Annotated in this window: 18 protein-coding genes and 1 tRNA gene; 12 read left to right on the forward strand and 7 right to left on the reverse strand. The window is 68.8% G+C overall.

Features of this window, described 5'->3' with window-relative positions; translation table 11 throughout:
- Position 1 precedes the first annotated feature (1 nt).
- Positions 2-187 carry a DUF5703 family protein gene (locus AB0K12_RS15540; protein WP_103957247.1) on the reverse strand — a complete coding sequence of 62 codons (186 nt, stop codon included), beginning with the start codon at positions 185-187 and terminating at the stop codon, positions 2-4.
- A 189-nt stretch (positions 188-376) separates the two neighbouring features.
- On the opposite strand from AB0K12_RS15540, the gene topA reads away from it, so the two are divergent.
- The 10 genes from topA (at position 377) to AB0K12_RS15590 (ending at position 11,949) form a co-directional block, all read left to right on the forward strand.
- Positions 377-3,067 carry a type I DNA topoisomerase gene (gene topA, locus AB0K12_RS15545; protein ID WP_364560570.1) on the forward strand — a complete coding sequence of 897 codons (2,691 nt, stop codon included), beginning with the start codon at positions 377-379 and terminating at the stop codon, positions 3,065-3,067.
- A gap of 55 nt (positions 3,068-3,122) precedes the next feature.
- Entirely contained in the window at positions 3,123-4,418 is a 1,296-nt protein-coding gene (locus tag AB0K12_RS15550) for a metallophosphoesterase (protein ID WP_364560573.1), read from the forward strand.
- A 74-nt stretch (positions 4,419-4,492) separates the two neighbouring features.
- Entirely contained in the window at positions 4,493-5,053 is a 561-nt protein-coding gene (locus AB0K12_RS15555) for a helix-turn-helix transcriptional regulator (RefSeq protein WP_364560577.1), read from the forward strand.
- Between the two features lie 138 nt (positions 5,054-5,191).
- The gene (tmk, locus tag AB0K12_RS15560) at positions 5,192-7,234 is read left to right on the forward strand and encodes a dTMP kinase (RefSeq protein ID WP_364560580.1); all 2,043 of its coding nucleotides are present in this window, start codon (positions 5,192-5,194) and stop codon (positions 7,232-7,234) included.
- A gap of 59 nt (positions 7,235-7,293) precedes the next feature.
- Positions 7,294-8,466 carry a DNA polymerase III subunit delta' gene (locus AB0K12_RS15565; protein ID WP_355412760.1) on the forward strand — a complete coding sequence of 391 codons (1,173 nt, stop codon included), beginning with the start codon at positions 7,294-7,296 and terminating at the stop codon, positions 8,464-8,466.
- A 53-nt stretch (positions 8,467-8,519) separates the two neighbouring features.
- Positions 8,520-9,047 (forward strand): SigE family RNA polymerase sigma factor, encoded by a 528-nt coding sequence (locus AB0K12_RS15570; protein ID WP_364560583.1) that lies wholly within the window; start codon positions 8,520-8,522, stop codon positions 9,045-9,047.
- On the forward strand, positions 9,044-10,066 hold the full coding sequence (locus AB0K12_RS15575) for a permease-like cell division protein FtsX (protein ID WP_364560586.1): 1,023 nt from the start codon (positions 9,044-9,046) through the stop codon (positions 10,064-10,066). The genes AB0K12_RS15570 and AB0K12_RS15575 overlap by 4 nt, the downstream gene beginning before the upstream one ends.
- Before the next feature lie 241 nt (positions 10,067-10,307).
- Positions 10,308-11,144: a regulatory iron-sulfur-containing complex subunit RicT gene (gene ricT, locus AB0K12_RS15580; protein WP_364561421.1), complete on the forward strand. Its 837-nt coding sequence runs from the start codon at positions 10,308-10,310 to the stop codon at positions 11,142-11,144.
- Between the two features lie 187 nt (positions 11,145-11,331).
- Positions 11,332-11,405: transfer RNA gene (locus tag AB0K12_RS15585), tRNA-Thr, on the forward strand.
- Between the two features lie 118 nt (positions 11,406-11,523).
- Positions 11,524-11,949: a hypothetical protein gene (locus tag AB0K12_RS15590; RefSeq protein ID WP_364560588.1), complete on the forward strand. Its 426-nt coding sequence runs from the start codon at positions 11,524-11,526 to the stop codon at positions 11,947-11,949.
- A 22-nt stretch (positions 11,950-11,971) separates the two neighbouring features.
- Here AB0K12_RS15590 and istB read toward each other — a convergent pair whose 3' ends face one another.
- The 3 genes from istB to AB0K12_RS15605 all read right to left on the reverse strand — a co-directional run bounded on the left by istB (position 11,972) and on the right by AB0K12_RS15605 (position 14,595).
- Positions 11,972-12,760, reverse strand: a complete 789-nt coding sequence (gene istB, locus AB0K12_RS15595) for an IS21-like element helper ATPase IstB (RefSeq protein WP_364560591.1) — start codon at positions 12,758-12,760, stop codon at positions 11,972-11,974.
- Positions 12,760-13,995 (reverse strand): IS21 family transposase, encoded by a 1,236-nt coding sequence (istA, locus tag AB0K12_RS15600; protein WP_364560594.1) that lies wholly within the window; start codon positions 13,993-13,995, stop codon positions 12,760-12,762. The genes istB and istA overlap by 1 nt, the downstream gene beginning before the upstream one ends.
- Before the next feature lie 180 nt (positions 13,996-14,175).
- Complete coding sequence (locus tag AB0K12_RS15605; RefSeq protein ID WP_364560596.1) at positions 14,176-14,595, reverse strand: hypothetical protein; 420 nt, start codon at positions 14,593-14,595, stop codon at positions 14,176-14,178.
- Positions 14,596-14,807: 212 nt separating this feature from the next.
- Here AB0K12_RS15605 and AB0K12_RS15610 point away from each other — a divergent pair, with 212 nt between their 5' ends.
- Positions 14,808-15,293, forward strand: coding sequence for a hypothetical protein (locus AB0K12_RS15610; protein WP_364560599.1), 486 nt, complete (start codon positions 14,808-14,810; stop codon positions 15,291-15,293).
- Positions 15,294-15,364: 71 nt separating this feature from the next.
- Here the strand turns inward: AB0K12_RS15610 and AB0K12_RS15615 are convergent, their stop codons facing one another.
- On the reverse strand, positions 15,365-15,970 hold the full coding sequence (locus tag AB0K12_RS15615) for a GNAT family N-acetyltransferase (RefSeq protein ID WP_364560602.1): 606 nt from the start codon (positions 15,968-15,970) through the stop codon (positions 15,365-15,367).
- A gap of 201 nt (positions 15,971-16,171) precedes the next feature.
- Between AB0K12_RS15615 and AB0K12_RS15620 the strand changes: the two genes are divergently transcribed.
- Positions 16,172-16,552, forward strand: a complete 381-nt coding sequence (locus AB0K12_RS15620) for a low temperature requirement protein A (RefSeq protein WP_364560605.1) — start codon at positions 16,172-16,174, stop codon at positions 16,550-16,552.
- Between the two features lie 257 nt (positions 16,553-16,809).
- On the opposite strand, the gene AB0K12_RS15625 is transcribed toward AB0K12_RS15620, so the two are convergent.
- Both AB0K12_RS15625 and AB0K12_RS15630 read right to left on the reverse strand, forming a co-directional pair.
- The gene (locus AB0K12_RS15625; protein ID WP_364560608.1) at positions 16,810-17,481 is read right to left on the reverse strand and encodes a response regulator transcription factor; all 672 of its coding nucleotides are present in this window, start codon (positions 17,479-17,481) and stop codon (positions 16,810-16,812) included.
- Positions 17,478-18,536 carry a histidine kinase gene (locus tag AB0K12_RS15630; RefSeq protein WP_364560610.1) on the reverse strand — a complete coding sequence of 353 codons (1,059 nt, stop codon included), beginning with the start codon at positions 18,534-18,536 and terminating at the stop codon, positions 17,478-17,480. Before AB0K12_RS15630 ends, AB0K12_RS15625 begins: the two co-directional genes overlap by 4 nt.
- Between the last annotated feature and the right edge of the window lie 83 nt (positions 18,537-18,619).

Here is an 18,619-nt window from a genome sequence, read left to right on the forward strand (position 1 = left end):
GTCACAGGGTGCGGCGAACTCGCATGATCTTTCTGCGCAGGCGTACGTGACGGCTGCCGTCGGGGTGCACCCGCACGCGCGCCAGCTCCCACTGTCCGTACTCTGCGTGTTCGGTCAGCAGCTGACGTGCTGCTTCGCGAGTGAGGTCGCGCGGAATGAAGATATCCATGTAGGAGTAGTCGAGCACAACGATTAGTCTCCAGGGTGGGTCAGGGCGCCTTGCCGCTCGATGAGCCTTATTCTGCGTGCTTGTGGGTGGACCCGGAAGCTAGTGGGTAGCCCGGGGGAAGGAAAATTCCGCGAGTCGGGTTACCTTTCAGTCTGTGCCGACTCCCGGCAGGGGGATTTGCAAGCGAACAGCGAGGTAGGAAGCAGCGTGCCAGCCAAGAACGGCAGCGCCGGCGGAACACGCCTGGTGATCGTCGAGTCGCCCGCCAAGGCGAAGACGATCGCCGGGTACCTGGGGCGCGGCTACATCGTCGAATCGAGCATCGGTCACATCCGCGACCTGCCGGAGAAGGCCGACGACATCCCCGAGAAGTTCAAGGGGGCGCCTTGGGCACGTCTCGGTGTGAACGTCGAGCACGGGTTCGAGCCGCTGTACGTCGTCAACCCCGACAAGCGTTCCCAGGTGGCCAAGCTGCGGCAGCTGCTCAAAGACGCCGACGAGCTCTATCTCGCCACTGACGAGGACCGCGAGGGCGAGGCCATCGCCTGGCACCTGCGCGAGGTGCTCAAGCCGAAGGTCCCCGTGCACCGCATGGTCTTCCACGAGATCACCCCGCAGGCGATCCGCGACGCCGTGGCCAACCCGCGCGACCTCAACCTCCGCCTGGTCGACGCCCAGGAGACGCGCCGCATCCTCGACCGCCTCTACGGTTACGAGGTCAGCCCCGTGCTGTGGAAGAAGGTCAAGCCGAAGCTGTCGGCGGGCCGGGTGCAGTCGGTGGCGACGCGGCTGGTGGTGGAGCGCGAGCGCGACCGCATCGCGTTCACGCCGGCCCACTACTGGGACTTGCAGGCGCTGTTCGACACCGGCAAGGCCGAGGAGCGGCCGCGCGACTTCACCGGCACGCTGACCTCGGTCGACGGCAAGCGGGTGGCCCAGGGACGCGACTTCGCCAGCACCGGGCAGCTCAAGAGCGGCGCCGACGTGCTGCACCTGTCGGAGGCGGCGGCGGGCGAGCTGGCCGGGCGGCTGGCGGGCGTCTCGTTCGCGGTCAAGTCGGTGGAGCGCAAGCCGTACACGCGCAAGCCGTACGCGCCTTTCCGGACGACCACGTTGCAGCAGGAGGCCAGCCGCAAGCTGGGGTTCTCCGCGAAGTACACGATGCAGGTGGCGCAGCGGCTGTACGAGAACGGGTTCATCACCTACATGCGTACCGACAGCATCACGCTGTCGGAGACGGCGGTGGCCGCGGCGCGCTCGCAGGCGATCAAGCTGTACGGCTCCGCGTACGTGCCCGACAAGCCGCGCGTCTACTCCAGCAAGGTCAAGAGCGCCCAGGAGGCGCACGAGGCGATCAGGCCGTCGGGCGAGGAGTTCCGCACGCCGGGCGAGACCGGCCTTTCCGGCGACATGTTCCGGCTGTACGAGCTGATCTGGCAGCGTACGGTCTCGTCCCAGATGAAGGACGCGGTCGGCGAGTCGATCACCGTGAAGGTCGGCGGCAGGTCGTCGGCCGGCGAGGACGTCGAGTTCAGCGCGTCCGGCCGGACGATCACGTTCTACGGCTTCCTCAAGGCGTACGTCGAGGGGGCCGACGACCCGTCCACCGACCGCGACGACTCCGAGAAGCGGCTGCCCAACCTCGTGGAGGGCGACGCGCTCAGCGTGTCGCGCCTCGACGTGGCCGGCCACTCCACCAAGCCGCCCGCGCGTTACACCGAGGCGTCGCTGGTCAAGGAGCTGGAGGATCGCGAGATCGGGCGGCCGTCCACCTACGCCTCGATCATCGGCACCATCCTCGACCGGGGCTACGTGTTCAAGAAGGGCACGGCGCTGGTGCCTTCGTTCCTGGCGTTCGCCGTGGTCAACCTGCTGGAGCAGCACTTCGGCAACCTCGTCGACTACGACTTCACCGCCGATATGGAGAAGGTGCTCGACGACATCGCCAACGACCGGGCCGAGCGGGAGCCGGAGCTGCGGCGGTTCTACTACGGCGCCGACGGCGACGAGGGCCTGAAGGAGATGGTCACCGACCTCGGCGACATCGACGCCAAGGAGATCAGCTCGTTCCCGGTCAAGGGCACCGACATCGTGCTGCGGGTCGGGCGCTACGGCCCCTACCTCGACCGCGACGGCGCTCGCGTCAACGTCCCCGAGGACATGACGCCCGACGAGCTGACGGCGGAGAAGGCCGAGGAGCTGTTCTCGCGGCCGACCGGTGACCGTGAGCTTGGTCACGATCCGGTGACCGGGCACATGATCGTGGCCAAGGACGGGCGTTACGGGCCTTATGTGACGGAGGTCCTGCCGGAGCCGGCCGCCGACGAGGACGCGCCGAAGAAGCGGACGAAGAAGGCCGACGCGCCGAAGCCGCGTACGAGCTCGCTGTTCAAGACGATGTCCCTCGACACGATCACCCTCGAAGACGCGCTCAAGCTGCTGTCGATCCCGCGGGTCGTCGGCGAGCTGGAGGGCGAGGAGGTCGTGGCGCACAACGGGAAGTTCGGCCCCTACCTGAAGAAGGGCGGCGACTCCCGCTCGCTCTCCTCGGAAGAGGCCCTGCTGACGGTCACGATCGAGCAGGCCAAGGAGCTGTTCGCGCAGCCCAAGCAGCGCGGCAGGGGGCGGGCAGCGGCGGCGGCGCCGCTGCGCGAGCTGGGCGACGACCCCAACTCGAAGAAGCCGGTGGTGGTCAAGGAGGGGCGGTTCGGCCCTTACGTGACCGACGGCGAGACCAACGCGTCCCTGCGCAAGGGCGACACCGTCGAGGACATCACCATCGAGCGGGCCGCCGAGCTGCTGGCAGAGCGGCGGGAGCGGGCGCCCGCGCCGAAGAAGACCACGCGCAAGACGGCGGCCAAGAAGCCCGCGGCGAAGAAGCCCGCGACCAAGTCATAGCTTCGTCGGATTCGGCGGTCATCACCTGGTGGCCGCCGGACGTAGCATCGTCACTGTGTTCGTCCTGATCTTCGCCGGCGGCGTGCTGCTCGCGCATTACTACCTGTGGCGCCGGCTGGTGCGCGGCACCACCGGGCCCGGCCGGGTGCGCGTGTCGCTGACCCTGGCGCTGGTGCTGCTGCTCGCGGTCCTCATGGGGACGTTCATCGGGTCGCGGCTGGGGCTGGAGAGCTGGATCGCCTGGGCGGGCTATGTCTGGCTGGCGGTGATGTTCTACCTGGTGATCATCCTGGCGGTGCTGGAGATTCCGCGGGCGGTCGTGGGGGCGGTGCTGCGCAGGCGGGCTTCGGCTCCTCAGCCGGTTGCGGCGCCTGAGCCGGTTTTCGCCAGTGAGGCGGGCGGTGGCACGGCGACCTTGACCGGGGACCCGGCCGGATCCCCAGCCCCTGGTTCCGTGCCCGCTGGTTCTGTGCCGGCCGGTCCCGTGCCGGCCGGCACGGGACCGGCCGGCGGTGACATGAGCAGGCGGCTCTTTCTCGGGCGGGCCACCGCGGCGATCGCCGGGGTCAGCGCGGTCGGCACGGTCGCGTACGGCATGTCGAGCGCCCTGGGTGACCCCGTGATCGAGCCGGTCACGGTCAGGCTGCCCAAGCTCGACCCGCGTCTCAACGGCCTGCGGTTCGCGGTGGTCAGCGACATCCACCTCGGCCCGCTCACCGGCATCGGTCACACCCAGCGCATCGTCCGCATGATCAACGGGCTCGAGGCCGACGTGGTGGCCATCGTGGGCGACCTGGTCGACGGCTCGGTGGCACAGCTCGGCTCGCTGGCGCGGCCGCTCAAGGGCCTGGAGTCCCGTTACGGGGCCTATTTCGTGACCGGCAACCACGAATACTTCTCGCCGGAAGGCCCTGAGGAGTGGGTCGAGGAGCTGGGCGAGCTGGGCGTACGCTCGCTGCGAAACGAGCGGGTCGAGATCGCGCACCAGGGAGCCGTGCTCGACCTGGCCGGCGTCAACGACGTCGGCGGCGCGTCGAGCGGCGACGGCCCCGACTTCGCCAAGGCGCTCGGCGGACGCGCGGAAGGCCGGTCCACGGTGCTGCTCGCCCACCAGCCGATCCAGGTGAGCGAGGCCGCCCGGCACGGCGTCGACCTGCAGCTGTCCGGTCACACGCACGGCGGGCAGATCGCGCCGTTCAACCTGGTCGTGGGGTTGCAGCAGCCGGTCGTGTCGGGGCTCGCCACGGTGGACGGCGTGCAGGTCTACGTCACCAGGGGCGCCGGGTTCTGGGGGCCGCCCGTACGCGTGGGGGCGCCGCCCGAGATCAGTCTGGTGGAGTTGCGGAGCTGACTTGGGGTAATGAAGTGGTCACGTGACGCTCTGATGGCGTAGAGTATCCGCGCGGATACTCTCGGAGGGCGGTCATGGCTTCTTCCCCGGTGGAGCGGGCGTTCGGACAGGAGGTCGCGTCCTGGGCCCGGCGCGGCGGGTTGCTGTTCCGTCAGGCCAGACGGGCGGCAGATCTCAACCAGAAGGCGCTGGCCAGCGTGAGCGGCACGTCGCGCACCACGTTGTCGGCCTACGAGCACGGCAGGAAGTCGCCGACGCTGGAGACCGCCGGGCGCATCCTCGACGCGGCCGGGTTCGAGCTGGTGCTGGAGGCCAAGGTCGAATGCGTCGCCCGCACGACGGGTGACGGGCACACGTTCCACGTGCCCAGCCGGTTGCGGCGGCTGCCGGTCTCGGCGGCGCTGGGGGTCGCGCGGGTGGGCGGGCGCACGTACGAGCTGGCCGACCGCGACGAGCGGCGGGCCGCCTACACCGCGCTGCTGTGCGGCGGCGGGCCCGACGAGCTGCTCGCCCACATCGACGCGGTGCTGCTCATCGACCTGTGGAGTGAGCTCGCCCTGCCCGACGAGATCGCGGCGGCGTGGCGGCCCCTGGTGGAAACGGCGCGGCAAGAGGCCGGAGTGACACATCAATGAGGTTTTCGCGGGCCTATTCGAGGTGTGTAACCTGCGCCCGACTCTGTTGTCGTAATACCCTCAGCCACGGACGACCGGGAATATCCGGGCCGTCTCTTGACCACCCCCTTCCGGTCGACACCTGGATACGCTGAAATCATGACTGCCCCTGGCCGGAGTCGCCCGGCCCACGTGCTGGCCAATGCGCCGTTTCGACGGCTCTGGACGGCCATGTCGGTGTGCAGCCTGGGCGACTGGCTCAACCTGCTGGCACTGACCGCCCTCGCGGGCAACCTCACCGAGGGCGACTACCGCGTGCAGTCGCTGGCCGTCGGCGGCGTGTTCGTCGCCAAGATGCTGCCCGCGGTGCTGCTCGGGCCGCTCGCCGGGGTCTTCGCCGACCGGTTCGACCGGCGGCTGACCATGTTCGCGGCCGACCTGGCCAGGTTCGCGGTCGTGCTGTCCATCCCGTTCGTCAACAGCTACCAGTGGGTCATCGTCGCGACCATCCTGGTCGAGTGCGTCAACCTGTTCTGGGTCCCGGCCAAGGACGCCACGGTGCCCAACCTGGTGCCCAAGGCGCAGCTCGAGTCGGCCAACCGGCTCAACCTGCTGGTCACCTACGGCACCGCGCCGGTCGCCGCCATGCTCTTCGCGGCGCTGTCGGTGGCGGGCGACCTGATCGGCGGGGCGGTGCCGTTCCTCACCGGCCACGGCGCGACCGGCCTGGCGCTGATCGTCAACGCCTGCGCCTACCTCGTCTCGGCCGTCCTCATCTTCACCCTGCGCGACATCCCCAAGCGCGACGGGGCGATCTCCACGCCGTCCGTGCTCAAGCAGGTCATCGAAGGCTGGCGGTTCGTGGGCGGCAACCGCCTGGTGCGCGGCCTGATCATCGGCATGCTCGGCGCCTTCGCGGCCGGCGGCGCCGTGGTGGGCGTGGCCAAGATCTACGTCGAGGCGCTGGGCGGCGGCGACGCGGCCTACGGCGTGGTGTTCGGGGCGGTCTTCGTCGGCATGGCGCTCGGCATGTTCTTCGGGCTCAGGCTGCTGCGCGAGCTGTCGCGGCGGCGGCTGTTCGGGCTGGCCATCACCGTCGCCGGGCTCGTGCTGATCGCGATCGCGCTGGTGCACAACCTCGTCATCGTGGTCATGCTGACCGTGCTGCTGGGGGCGTGCGCGGGCATCGCCTGGATCATCGGCTACACGCTGATCGGGCTCGAGGTCGAAGACGCGCTGCGCGGCCGTACGTTCGCGTTCCTGCAGTCCACGGCCCGGGTGACGCTGCTGCTCGTGGTGGCCGTGGCCAACCCGCTCGCGGCGTTGTTCGGGGTCCACGTCCTCGGCATGGGGCAGATCAGCTACCGCTTCGACGGCACCAACCTCGTGCTGGTGATCGGCGGGGCGCTGGCCATCGTCGTCGGCCTGCTGGCGCTGCGCCACATGGACGACAGGAAGGGCGTGCCGCTGGCCGCCGACCTGATCGCGGCGGTGCGCGGCGAGCGGTTCCCCACGGGGGCCGCCGAGCACGTGCCAGGGCTGTTCGTGGCGTTCGAGGGCGGCGAGGGGTCGGGCAAGACCACCCAGTCGCGGCTGCTCGCCATCTGGCTGCGCGACCAGGGCTACGACGTCGTGCAGACGCGCGAGCCCGGCGCCACCAAGGTCGGCATGCGGCTGCGGGCCATCCTGCTCGACGCCGCCGAGCGGGGCCTGTCGGCGCGGTCCGAGGCGCTGCTCTACGCCGCCGACCGGGCCGAGCACGTCGAGAAGGTGATCAGGCCGGCCCTCTACCGGGGCTCGATCGTGGTGACCGACCGCTACGTCGACTCCTCGCTGGCCTACCAGGGGGCCGGGCGCGTCCTCGACCCGGAAGACGTCTCCAAGGTCAACGCGTGGGCGACCGGCGGGCTGGTGCCTCACCTGACCGTGCTCATCGACACGCCGCCAGAGGTGGGCCTGACCCGGCTAGGCGGGGCCGCCGACCGCATCGAGTCCGAGCCGCTCGAGTTCCACCATCGCGTGCGCAAGGAGTTCCGCGCGCTGGCGGCTGCGGCGCCCGAGCGTTACCTCGTGGTCGACGGCACGCTGCCGCAGGAGACGATCACCCGGCAGATCCATGACCGGGTCCGCGAGATCCTGCCCGACCCGGTGCCGCGCGAGTCCGAAGACGCCACGGGCACCATGCCCGCCATCCGAGACTGACGCCTGATCCCTGACGTTAGGCGTACTCCGGGGTGGCGGGCGCGGTTAGCCTTGTCCCCGTGACGGTTTTCGATGACCTCGTGGGGCAGGACCAGGCGATCGCCGTGCTGTCGCGGGCCGCGGCGGCGGCCGGGGAGGTCGTCTCGGGCGGGCGCGGCGCCGGCATGACGCACGCCTGGCTGTTCACCGGCCCGCCGGGCGCCGGGCGCGAAGACGCCGCACGCGCCTTCGCCGCCGCACTGCTCTGCCCCGACGGCGGCTGCGGCCACTGCGACCAGTGCCACCAGGTGCTCATCGGCTCGCACCCCGACCTGGAGTCCGTACGTCCCGAGGGGCTGTCCTACAGCGTCAAGCAGACCCGCGAGCTGATCCTGCGCGCGGCCGGGGCGCCGACGCAGGGGCGGTGGCGGGTCATCCTGTTCGAGGACGCCGACCGGGCCACGGAGTCGGCCGCCAACGCCCTGCTCAAGGCCATCGAGGAGCCGCCGCCGCGTACGGTGTGGCTGCTCTGCGCCCCCGCACCCGACGACCTGATGATCACCATCAGGTCCCGCTGCCGCCAGGTCACCCTCACCACGCCCGCCACCGAGGCCGTCGCCCACGTGCTGGCCACCCGCGACAGCGTGCCCTGGGAGACCGCCAGATTCGCCGCCAGGGCCGCGCAGGGGCACATCAGCCGCGCGCGTGCACTGGCACTCGACGAGGGCGTCAGGCGGCGGCGAGAGGCCGTGCTGGGCATCCCGCGCGCGCTGACCGGCGTCGGCGAGTGCATCGCCGCGGCCGAACGCCTGGTGAAGACCGCCGAGGAGGAGGCCGCCGCCGCCACGGCCGCGCTCAACGAGAACGAGACGGCGGAGCTGCGCAAGCTGTACGGCGAGGGGTCCACCGGCAAGGGGCTCAACCGGGGCCTGGTCAGGGGCGGTGCGGGGGCGCTCAAGGAGCTGGAGGACCGGCAGAAGTCGCGCGCCACCCGCATCAAGCGCGACTCGCTCGACAGCGCCCTGCTGGAGCTGGTGTCGTTCTACCGCGACGTGCTGACCATGCAGTTCGGGGCGGAGGGGGTCGAGCTGGCGAACGACGACCTGCGCTTCGACCTCGACCAGCTCGCCAAGTCGACGACGCCGGAGGAGACGTTGCGGCGCATCGACGCGATCATGCAGTGCCGCGAACGCCTCGCGGCCAGCGTCAACCCGCAGATGGCCGTCGAGGCGATGATGCTGGCCCTGCGCTGAAGAACAGTTGGCGAACCGAAGCAGCAGATGAGCCCGCGAGGCGTCTCTGTTGCGTGGAAACCGAACTACTCACCCAGCAAGAGGATCTGGCGCGGCGCCGGGTCGACGTGGCGTCGATCTTCGCCGAGCACCACGTCGGGCTCGTCCGGCTGGCCCTCATCATGGTCGGTGACCAGGCGAGCGCCGAAGACGTCGTGCAGGAGGCGTTCGAGCGCACGTGCGCGGGCCGGGTCCGGTTGCGCGACGCCGACAAGCTGCTGTCCTACGTGCGTTCCGCGGTGCTCAACGGGTGCCGGTCGGTCCTGCGGCGGCGGGCGACGGTGTTCCGGAAGGCGCCGCCGTACGAGCCGCCCGTCTGGTCGGCCGAGAGCGCCGCGCTGCTGGGAGAGGAGCGCAGGGAGGTCCTGCTCGCGCTGCGCGAGCTGCCCGGCAGGCAGCGCGAGGCGCTGACGCTGCGCTACTACTTCGATCTCACCGACCAGGAGATCGCCGAGACGATGAAGATCAATGCGAGCACCGTACGCTCCACGGTCACGCGTGGGCTGGCGGCGCTCGGCCGGGCCCTTGGGGAGGATTCATGAGCAGTCCCGTGGAAGACCGGCTGCGCGAAGCTCTGGCCGAGGCCGGAGCCTCGCTGGATCCCGCCACTTTGCGTCCCCTGCGCGCACCCGAGCGGCGGTGGCGGGTGGACTACCGGCTGCTGAGCGTGGCGGCGGCGGTGGTGGTGCTCGCGGGGGCGGCGACCGCCGTGGCCCTGGGCACCGGCGGTCAGGATCACGTGGCGGCGGTCGAGCCGGCGCAGAGCGAGGCAGCCGAGATGGCCGTCTTCCTGTGCGCGAAGTCGGCGACGAAGGCGCCCTGCAACGGCCGAGACGCCACCCCTCGGCAGGCCGAGGCCATCGAAGCGGTGTTGCGCGGGCTTCCTCAGGTCAACGAGGTGTCCTTCGAGGACCAGGCAGCGGCCTACGAGCGGTTCAGGAGGAGCTACGCGGGCAACACCGCCATGCTCGACGCGGTCAAGCCGGCTGATCTGCCGTCCTCGTTCCACTTGAAGATCAAAAGGGGTGGGGATCGCGAGCAGGTGAACCAAGCCCTCTTCGGGCTGGAGGGGCTCCAGACGATCGTCGACCGGGCTTCTCCCGACATCACCGAGATGCCGACCGCTGCTGATCTCAAGTGGCACATCAGCGTCTTCCTGTGCAAGGAAGGCACACGCATGCCCACGTGCGGTGCCGGCCGCAAGGAGGGGAAGGCCGCGACGGCCGCGCAGAAGCGCGCGATCGACAAGCTGATCGACACGTCGCCGCAGGTGGCGGAGCACGTCTTCGAGAGCCAGGAGGTGTCTTACGAGCACTTCAAGGAGTCGTTCCAGGAGAGCAATCCGGCGCTCGTCGATGCGACCAGGGCGGGGGACCTGCCGGAGGGCTTCAAGATCGCGCTGAAGAACGAGATGGAGGGGGGCGAGGTGGTCGAGCGGTTGAAGCGGCAGCCGGGGGTCGCGGTGGTGGTCTATCAGACGTGCGTGCCCGCGCGGCAAGCGCTGTTCATCGACTTCGGCCTGGATCTGCCCGCCTCGCCGATGTGCCCTGGCACCGGCTGACGTTGCGACCGGACGGCCACTGCGTCCGCTGATCGTAGGTGGGAGGCGCTACGGCCGCTCATCGTACGGACGGGGCTACGGCGGCTGGCTGATTGTGCGACATGGGGTCACCGTCGTCGGTGGCCCCGGCCGAAGATCGGCAGCCGCCAGCCCTCACCACTGTGGCCATGCCCACGTAATGTGGCAGGGAAGACGGTAAATGACCCCTAGGCCGTCAGGAGGCGAGCTCGAGCCCATGGGAATGATCATGGCCGTGAGCTTCACCCGTTACGGGAGGCTCTACTACCTCGATCCCGGCGAGCACACCTACAAGGTGGGCGACAAAGTGCTCGTACCAACGGATTCGGGACCTGAGGTGGCGGAGTGCGTCTGGGCGCCGCAGTACACGAGCGAAGACGTCGAAGGGCTGCCCGTATGCGCCGGCCCGGCCGGTGACGAACACCTGTCACGTGACGAGTCGAACAAGCGCCGCCGCGCCGAGGCCCGCAGCGTCTCGAAGCGGCTGATCAAACGGCATTCGCTGCCGATGAAGGTCGTCGGCATCGACTACCTCGACCAGGACAACGTCTACACCGTCTACTTCTCCGCCCCGCACCGGGTCGACTTCCGCGCCCTCGTCCGCGACCTGGCCCGCAACCTCAGAGCCCGGGTCGAGCTACGCCAGATCGGCCCGCGCGACGAGGCCCGCCTCCAGGGCGGCATCGGCCCCTGCGGCCGCGACCTGTGCTGCGCGACCTTCCTCAAGGACTTCGAGCCGGTCTCCGTACGCATGGCCAAGGACCAGGACCTCCCGGTCAACCCGCTGCGCATCGCGGGGGCATGCGGCCGGCTGATGTGCTGCCTCAAGTACGAACACCCGCTGTATCAGGAGTTCCGCGCCTCAGCCCCGCGCACGGGCACCAGCGTGGAGACGCCCGAGGGCCCGGGCACGGTGGTGGGGCACAACGTGCCGTCCGACTCCGTCGTCGTTCGCCTCAATGACGGGGGCCGACGGTGCTCGTGCTCCCGGGCCAGCGTGTGCGGGCCTCGGAAGGCGTACGACTCCACGTACGGGGGCGGCGGGGACGGCACGTCATAGGGGCGGCGGGAAGCCATAGGGGCGGCGGGGAAGCCGGCGGCACGTCGTAGGGCGGTGAGGCTATGGGCGGAGCCGTGAGGCCACGGGCGTGGCCGGTCCGTCGCAGGGGGCTTTCCTGACATCGGCGGACCGATGGGAGCGAGAACCCCTCGGGCTCCTGTAGACTCTTTCACGCTGCACGGCAGATGCCGCCTTAGCTCAGTCGGCCAGAGCACTTCACTCGTAATGAAGGGGTCTGGGGTTCGAATCCCCAAGGCGGCTCCCAGCTCAAAGGCCCTCCCGGATGATCCGGGAGGGCCTTTTTGATCTCCGTACAGCAGCGCCATACAGCAACCCCTGCAGCCGATGCTCATCGATGGGCTAGGACTAGGCTGATCCGGTGGATGTGACTGCCCTGGAGAATCTGCGCTTGGCGGGCGTGGTAGCAAGTCAGTTCACACATCGATCTGAAGCCCCGGTCATAGGCGAGGTCTGGCTCAGATTCGAGACGTTGACTGTCAACCTAGGTGTTGCCGCTGACTGGGAACTCAGGATCGACTCCGAGGAGCCGAGGGAGGGCTACGTGATGGAGGAGTTGGGCAGTCGCGTGGATGTGATCGCCGCTCCCGATGAAGTTCCCTTCGTGAGGTACATCGGTCAGCGGTTGCGGCGCTTGGTCGAGGAGTTCGATGACTTGTCCGGCCAACGCATGCGCATGGCCTTCGAGTTCGAGGATGGAGCTGTCATCGCCCGAAGTTGGGGAGGCGACTTGCAGATGACCCACGTGTCAACGGCGTCTGAAAACGGACCCAGCAGCGACGCGTGAAAACGGACCCGTCTGATGGTCTTCACTCGTTGGTCTTGGCCGGTGGGATGCGGCCGAGGTCGCGGTCTTTGAGGCGGTAGCTGTCTCCCTTCATCGAGATGACTTCGGCGTGGTGGACGAGCCGGTCGATCATCGCGGCGGCGACGACGTCGTCGCCGAAGACCTCGCCCCAGCGGCCGAAGGGTTTGTTGCTGGTGACGATCAGGCTGGCTCGTTCGTAGCGGCTGGAGACGAGCTGGAAGAACAGGTTGGCGGCCTCGGCCTCGAACGGGATGTAGCCGACCTCGTCGATGATCAGCAGCGGGATGCGGCCCAGGCGGATGAGTTCTTCCTGCAGCCGGCCCGCGTGGTGGGCGTCGGCGAGACGTCCGACCCATTCGGCGGCGGTGGCGAACAGGACGCGGTGGCCGGCTTGGCAGGCGCGGATGCCCAGCCCGATGGACAGGTGGGTCTTGCCAGTGCCGGGCGGGCCGAGGAAGACGACGTTGTCCTTGGCGGTGACGAAGTCGAGCGTGCCCAGATGGGTGATGGTGTCACGCTTCAAGGAGCGCTGGTGGTCGTAGTCGAACTCCTCCAGGGACTTGCGGGCGGGAAAGCGGGCCTGGCGGATGCGGCCTTCCCCGCCGTGCGCCTCGCGGGCGGCGACCTCGCGTTGCAGGCAGGCGGCGAGGAACTCCTCATGTGTCCATTCCTCGGCGCGGGCCCGTTCGGCCAGCCGCTCGATCGCGGCGGCCAGCGAGGGTGCCTTCAGTGCCCGGGTCAGGTAGGCCAGTTCGGAGGCGACGTTGCGGCTGGTGTTCTTGGCGGCCATCACAGCGCCACCTGCTCATCGGTGTCGTTCAGGCCGAACAGGTCGTCGTAGTCGGACAGTCGGCGCTGTTCGACTTCGGTCAGCGCCGCGGGGACCGTGCTCAGGCGCTGGCTGCGGAACGTGCGGGCGGCGGCCAGGTGCTGCGGGTCGGTGAGCGTCTGGTGGGCGGCCCAGCAGCGTTCGTGCCGGGCGACGTTGACGCCGCCGCAGGTCACGGTGACGTGGTCGAGATCTGCTCGGATCTCGACCAGGCGGCCGATCGCGGCCGGATGCACGGAGTAGTCGTTGGCGTTCAGCCGGACGTAGTGGTCGCGCGGCAGCCTCGCCGAGGTGTTCCAGCCGATCTGCGGTGCAGCCGCGGGCAGGGCGACCATCGCGGCCAGGTCGGCTGCCAGCCGGTCCAGCGGCCGGCATTCGATCCGGCGGTGATGGCGGGCGTTGGCCAGCTGCAGCCACGAGTCGAGCTGGGTGTTGAAGTCGGCCGGTGAGGTGAACGTCCGGCCGGGCAGGAACGATGTCTCCAAGTAGCCGTTGGCGCGTTCGACCAGGCCTTTGGCCTCGGGGTCGGCGGGCCGGCATTGCAGCACCTGGATGCCCAGGCTGCCGCGGAAGGCGTTCATCGCCGCTGTCAGCTGCGGCTTTCCCGCGTTCCAGCGGCCGATCGCGGACTCGTTGTCCCAGACCAGCTTCTTCGGCACGGCGCCCAGGCGCTGCAGCAGCCTCCAGTGCCCCGCGATCAGGTCGGGCGCCTGCCGGGTGGAGACCATGCGGGCGCTGATCCACCGGGAGTAGCCCGACACGATGACCAGCACGGGCGGACGTCCTGCCTGCCCGTATCCCAGCGGGACGTCGACCGGCGGGAACCACAGGTCGCATTGCGCGAGCTCACCCGGCTGATAGGTGGTGCGCGAGGCCGGGTCCGGCGGCCTGAACAACGGCCGCAACTCCCGCACCCGGTCTTTGAGCACCGTCTGAGATCTGGTCCAGCCGATCCGTTCGGCGATCACGGTCGCGGGCATGTCCGGCCACTGGCGCAGCAGTTCCCGGATCTGCGGCTCGACCGCATCCACGATCGATCCTTTCGGCGTGCGTACGTACTTCGGGGGCTCGTCCGAGGCCAGCGCCCGCCGCACGGTGTTACGCCCCACCCCGAGCTTGCGGGTGATCGCCCGGATCGGCATGCCCTCTGATCTGTGCAAGCGGCGGATCTCCGCCCAGTCCTCCACGTTCAGCACCTCTCTGGCTATAGCCCTGCTGGGCTGTGAGGTGGGTCCGTTTTCAGACGCCCGTAGAGGGTCAGTTTTCAGCCGTCGCCGTCACCACGCGGGCTAACGTCACCGGGGAGGCGGGTTGAGCCCAGCAACGTCATGTGTGAGGGGCCTAGACGAGTTTCGACGCCCCATGTGTCTGCTGCCCTACTTTGGCATCCAAGGAAGGGGCACGAAGGCTGCTATCCCGCCCAGAATCGCGATGATGGCTCCGATGGTTGCCAAGCATTCGCGGGGCTGAGTCCACAACCCCCGATTCAGCTTGGCCCATTTGGTCCGCGCGAAACGCATCTTGACTTTCTGCCACTTATGCTGGCGCCGGTAGCAGCCCAAGAGGAGGCCGTACGCGTTTTCGCGGCAGGTCGTGCCGTCTCGGTTGAGCGCTCCACACCAGACCGGCATCCCGAAGACGAAGAAGTAGCTGGACAGAGCGGCTAAGCCGAGGATCATCACGGGGGCAACTTCGGGCATCCAGCCAGCTAGGGCTGCAATCAGCAATGTAAAGGGGATGAAGCCCCAGTACTTGGCTAAGTTGCCCTTCCTCTTGCTCCTACTCCTCGTTGTCATGTGCGGAAATTAGCGCCTGCCGGCCACATTTCACCAGATATGGTGTGCTGCCGAACAGGCAACTCGAACAACGCTTGACGTGTACCTCTGGCATAGAAGGTGTCGAGAACACCTCAACGACGGGCGCCTCATCGAGAGTTGGGTTTGCAGGCTTTCTGAGCGTGAGCGAAATGCTGGCGACAGCGGGGGCGAGGGGTGCGTAAGTTGGGCTTGTGACGGAGACCCGGGCCACGGGGTACGACGGTCTGGTCTCGCGCCTTGTTCCGGAGGACGAGTTGCGCGGATTCCTGCTGGACTGCTTCGGGATCGCCGAGCACGAGTTGTACGTTGGTCACGCCGATCGGGTCAACGATGACCTGCGGGATGTTCCGCAGCATGTGGTGTTCGCGGCCTTCTGCACTTACGAGGAGGCCCGGGGTCACTTCGCGATGCGGTTCGACGTGGGGATTGAGGGGCGGCTCGTCGATCGGGTGGGCCGCCGGGAGTTCATCGAGAGGTTTGCGGCGCATTTCGGCGTGTACGTGTTGTACGGCGATACCGAACCGCCGGGACTATGGACGGTGATCCTGGCCGACGGCAGCCGCATCCTCGCCGAGTTGGACGACGAAGACGGCAGGTCCATGCTCTACGCGGCCACGTCGCCGGTGCCGGGGTTGCCCGGCGTTCGTGTGGATGAGCGGCTTTGGCAGATTCGCTGAGTTTCACTTCCTGGCACCTCAGGACGCCCCGTCGAACGTGTAACGACAACCGCCTCTTGCGGCCTCGGATATCAGGGGGTGGGCAGTGTGGGGTGAGGGGTTTCGGGGACGGTGCCGTGCATGTCGTTGGTGAGGGCCCATCGGCCGTGCCCTCGCCAGGCGCCGTTGATGAACAAGAGGTCGGGCGAGTAGCCCTCGTAACGGAAACCGTGGCGCTTGATCAGGTTGATGGACGGCTGGTTGGTGGGGCTGATGTGGGCTTCCAGTCGGTGCAGCTGCAGGGTGATGAACGCGTGGCGCAGGACCAGGGCCAGGGCTTCTGACATGTAGCCGCGGCCGGCGTAGGGAGCGAAGGCGGCGTAGCCCAGTGAGCCGTTCTGGAAGCGGCCGCGGATGATGCTGTTGATGTTGATATTGCCGGCGATGGCGCCGGTGTCGCGGAGGCAGACCAGTAAGGCATCGGCGGATCGGCCCTCGCCGAATCGGCTGAGGAAGGTCTGGAACGCTTCCGGGGTGGTGGGGAGGTTCAGGCCGTCCGTGGCACGGACTCGTTCGAGGAACTGGTCCTGGTCGTGGCTGGTCATGCGGCGCAGAACGACTCGACGGGAGCGGCCCAGATCAGCGTTGTGCGGTTCGGCAGACTGCGTGCTTTCTTCGGCCCCGCCTTGGTTGATCATGGATTGAACGGTAAAGGCTATACGGTTGCTGGTTCAACGCGTGGATGGAGATTTCAGCGGGAGACGTAATGGTGAGTGGCGGGGATTCTTGGATTGAGTACTTCCGTGCGCGTGGGTATACCGATGTGCGGCGGATCGGAATTGGGGTTGAGGGGGTTGTGTACGCGCTCGGTGACGGGCGGGTGGCCAAGGTTTGGGTGAATGGGCGGCCGCAGACCGAGGTCAGTCGGCCGGTCGGCCTACACCTACGGCCACATCCCCCTCGTGGCCGGGATCATCGTCGCGGCCGTGGGCGACGAACTGGCGATCGCGCACCCGCTCGGCCCGGTCACGGCGGGCACCGCCCTCACCGTCCTGGGCGGCCCCGCGCTGTTCCTGGCCGGGCACGCGGTGTTCCAGCGTGTCGTGTTCGGTCGCATACCGGCGAGCAGGCTCGTCGCCATCGCCGTGCTCGTCGTCGCCGCGCCGGTCGTCCTGGTGGCGTCGTCGCTCGTGCCGCCTCTCGCCCTGGCCGTCCTGGCGGCAGTGGTCGTCGGCGGCGCCGCGCTTTGGGACTCCTCCCGGTCGGCGCATCCCGCCTGAGCAGCCATCGGATGGGGCGCTTGGCCCCACCATCGTTTTCCGGGACGAGGCGACAGTGAACCGCCCCGAGCTCGGTGGCGACCGGCCAGGAGATTGACATGGCGAGGGTGGTGGGCCAGGCGCGAGACGCCTTGCCGCTGTGATCACTCGACGTTGGATTTAGGGTTATGGCGGCCCAAATACTGCTCAAGTTCTTATGCGTGTGACGGCGTACGAAATCTTCCGCAACACTCAACTCGATCTGCGAGGTGTCCGCCCTATGATGACCAATCGCCCGCCTTGGGGACCGGCCTTTGCGCGCCGGCGAAGACGAGGCCGAGTTCGTAGGCCAGCACGGCCGCCTGGGTGCGGTCGCGGGCGCCGAGCTTGCCCAGGACATTGCCGACGTGTGTCTTGACCGTCTCCTTGGTGACGTGCAGGGCGGCCGCGATTTCCGCGTTGTTCTGCCCGAGCGCGATGTGCCGCAGGACGTCCAGTTCGCGAGGGGTCAACTCGACCGGCACGCGAGGCGTGGCTGTACCGACGTGAGGGGAGGCGATGCGGCGCAGCGCGTCGGGGAAGAGCAGCGCGTCGCGTGAGTGCACCAGCCGGATGGCTTCCACCAGTTCGTCGGCGGGCGCGCGTTTGAGCACGTAGCCCGCGGCGCCGGCGCGCAGGGCGCCCCAGACCAGCTGGTCGTTCTCGAACGTGGTGACCACGATGACGCGCGTCGCCGGGGAGTGGCGGGCGAGCTCCTGGGTCGCGGCCAGGCCGTCCATGCGGGGCATGCGGATGTCCATCAGCACGATGTCCGCGCCGGTGCCCGCGTCGACGGCTTCGCGGCCGTCGCCCGCCTCGCCCACCACCGCGATGTCGTCGTGCAGGGACAGCATGGTCGTCCAGCCCGAACGGATCAGCTTTTCGTCGTCGGCCAGAACGACCCGGATCACAGCGGCAGCCTCGCCTGAACGCGCCACGTCCCGTCCGCCTCCTCCCAGGTACACGTGCCGCCGGCCAGGCGGGCCCGCATGCGCATGCCGGTCAGGCCGCGCCCCTGTCCGCCGGGGCTGCCCGCGGCCGCGTTGTCCACCGTCAGGACCAGGTCGGCGCCGACGGCGACGTCCAGCGTGACCGGGCCGCGCCCGTGACGCAGGGCGTTGGTGAGCGCCTCCCGCGCGAGCGCGAAGGCCGTGCGCGAGGCTGCGGCCGGGACCTTGTCAAGGTGTTCGATGACGTTCATGTGCACGTCGAGGCCGCGGGTGAGCGTGTAAAGGGACTCCAGCGTAGGAGTCTGGGTGGTGCCGTCGTTGTCGAGCACGCTCAACAGTACGTCCAGGTCCTGCTGGGCGTTGCGGGCCGTGGCCGTCAGGTGCTCCAGCGACTGTACGGCGAGCGCAGGCTTGGTCCGCTGCAACGCCGCCTGAGCGGCCATCGCCTGCACGAGGACGACACTGAGAGCGTGACCTACGGAGTCGTGCAGTTCCAGGGCAAGGCTCTGGCGGCGGCCGAGCTCGTCGATCACGCGTGATGGCTCGGTACGCAGCAGCCGGCGCGCCGCCCAGCGCTGGCCGAGTCCCGCGGCGACCATCACGGTCAGTACGATGGCGGCGATCAAGAGCACTTCGGCAGGCTCGCCGAGCCCCGCCCGCGCCAGTTCGGGCAGCGACACCAGTCCGGGCGTCAGCGCCAGGATGCCCGCGCTCAGTGTGCCACCGACGTAGAGGTGCAGGCCGGTCAGCACCACCAGGTAGACGCGGTCGGCCTGTTTGGGTACCTCGACGTCGAGCAGCTCCGACAACGCGGCCGCCTCCAGACGCCGCATCAGCGGCGTCAGGGCAAGCAGCACGGAGGCCGGCAGGCAGGCCGCCCATAACACCAGCACACGCCCCGGCGTCCACTCGGTCAAAATGGGCAGGCCGAGCACCACGGCGACCGGAGTCAGCAGCGCGGCGCCCAGCAGTTGGTAAATTCCGGCCCGCACGGCCCGGACGATGTGACGCTTCACGACGATCGACGTTAACCGACGGCGCGTCCGGCGTACTCCCTCGCCAGGGGGAGGCGGCCGGGTCCGGTCGTTCCTAGCGTGTT

Source organism: Nonomuraea sp. NPDC049419, from assembly GCF_040676995.1.
GTDB classification, from domain to species: Bacteria; Actinomycetota; Actinomycetes; order Streptosporangiales; family Streptosporangiaceae; genus Nonomuraea; species Nonomuraea salmonea.